2 protein-coding genes are annotated in these 1,881 nt (G+C 60.5%); both read left to right on the top strand.

Annotated features, from left to right (window positions below; all coding sequences use genetic code 11):
* On the top strand, positions 1-1,527 hold a 1,527-nt coding region (locus WBB95_RS20970), incomplete at its 5' end, for a hypothetical protein (RefSeq protein ID WP_424489318.1).
* A gap of 11 nt (positions 1,528-1,538) precedes the next feature.
* The coding region (locus WBB95_RS20965) for an ATP-binding protein (RefSeq protein ID WP_424489317.1) at positions 1,539-1,881 on the top strand (343 nt) is incomplete at its 3' end.

The raw sequence follows: 1,881 nt of genomic DNA, 5'->3' as shown, positions 1-1,881 counted from the left end.
ATCGATCCGGACATGCGTAACGCCATTTATCAGTTGCATCTGCAGGGCATCCCTCTGCGGAAGATCAGCAGCCAGTTCAAAATCAGCCGCAACACGGTGCGCTCCATCATCGCCCAGCAAGGCCAGATGCCAAACACCGTCCGCAAGGACAAGATCCACATCGACCCGGAACTGCTGGGGCGTCTTTACAAGGAGTGCCGGGGCTGGATTCAACGGGTGCACGAAAAGCTGCTCGAGGAAGAAAACATCCAGGTCAGCTATCCGACTTTGACGCGGTTGCTCCGCGAACTGGGCCTGGGCAAGTCGCGAAAAGATCGCTGCGACCGCGTCCCGGACGAGCCGGGTCTGGAAATGCAACACGACACCACGGTCTATCAGGTGCCGCTCTCGGGAGTGCGGACGAGGATCGTTGCCAGCTTGCTGTACCTGCGTTACTCGAAGCGGCGGTACTTGAAGTTCTACCGGGCTTTCAACCGCTTCGCGATGAAGTGTTTTCTGCACGAAGCCTTGATGCACTGGGGCTATTCAGCCCGGCAGTGCATTATCGACAACACCAATCTGGCGCGGCTTCGCGGCAGCGGCAGCCGGGCGGTGATCGTCCCCGAAATGGCTTCCTTCGCGGATCGCTACGGCTTCCAGTTCCGCTGTCACGAGATCCGCCATGCCAATCGCAAAGCCGGCAATGAAAGAAGTTTCTGGACGACGGAAACGAGCTTCCTGCCGGGACGCACCTTCGACAGCCTGGAGGACATGAACCGACAGGCTTTCCAGTGGGCCAGCGACCGCCTGTACCATCGCCCGGTCAGCAAAACCGGCTTGATTCCGGCCAAGGCCTTCGAGCACGAACGGCAGTATCTGACCGAATTGCCGCCGCAGCTGGTCGCGCCCTACAGGGCGCACGAGCGGGGCACGGATCAATACGGCTACACGGCTTTCGCCGGCAACTACTACTGGGTGCCGGGCGGCAAACGCGAAGAAGTCAAGCTGCTGGAGTACGCGGACCGTTTGAAAATCTTTCAGCAGCGAACCTGCCTGGTGGAATATGAGTTGCCGCCCGACGGCGTCAAGAACGAGCGGTTCAGTCCCGCCGGACAACCGCCACCCCGGCACCTGCCCAAGCACCGCAAGAACGGTTCGATGCAGGAAGAGAAACGCCTCCGCGGCATGGGCAGCGATGTCGAGGCTTATCTGGACTATGCCCTCAAGACGGCCGGAATTCAGCGCCACCGCTTCGTGCGAAAGCTGTTCGCACTGAGCCGGCGAGTGACCGAGGCCATCTTCGCGCGAACTCTGCAGCGGGCCTTGCGTTATCGGGTCACACATGTCGAGACGCTCCAGCGCATCGCCTGGTTCTGCATCAGCCAGTCCGACCAGCAGCTGCCCGAAGCCGACGTGGACGACAGCTTTCGCGAGCGGCCGGCTTACCAGGAGGGCTGCCTGACGGACGAGCCGGATCTGTCCATCTACGACGACCTGCTGCCGGAGGATGACGAAACGGATGACCACGAAAACGGGCCAACCCGGTAAGGAGCAGGATGATGGATGAAGAGTTGAAAAAGACCTTGAAGTATCTGCGGCTGTATGGACTGCTGGCTCGCTGGGATGAGACGCTGACGGAAGTCAAGCGAAAGCGATACAGTGCCGAGCGGCTGCTGCGACACGTGTTCGAGGCGGAACGCCTCATCAAGAACGAGAGTGCCCGCAAGCTGCGCCGCAAAAGGGCCCACATTCCCGAGCTGCTGGAGATCGAAACGTTCCCCTTCGCACGGCAGCGAAAACTGGACCGCAAGCGGATCATGTCGCTGTACGACAGCTTCGACTACATGACGAAGCAGCAGAACATGATCTGGATGGGCCCCACCGGCTGCGGCAAGACGGGTC

The organism is Pseudomonas sp. (assembly GCF_049645325.1).
In the GTDB taxonomy this organism is placed as follows: domain Bacteria; phylum Pseudomonadota; class Gammaproteobacteria; order Pseudomonadales; family Pseudomonadaceae; genus Aquipseudomonas.
This window is presented reverse-complemented; position numbering and strand designations above follow the sequence as displayed.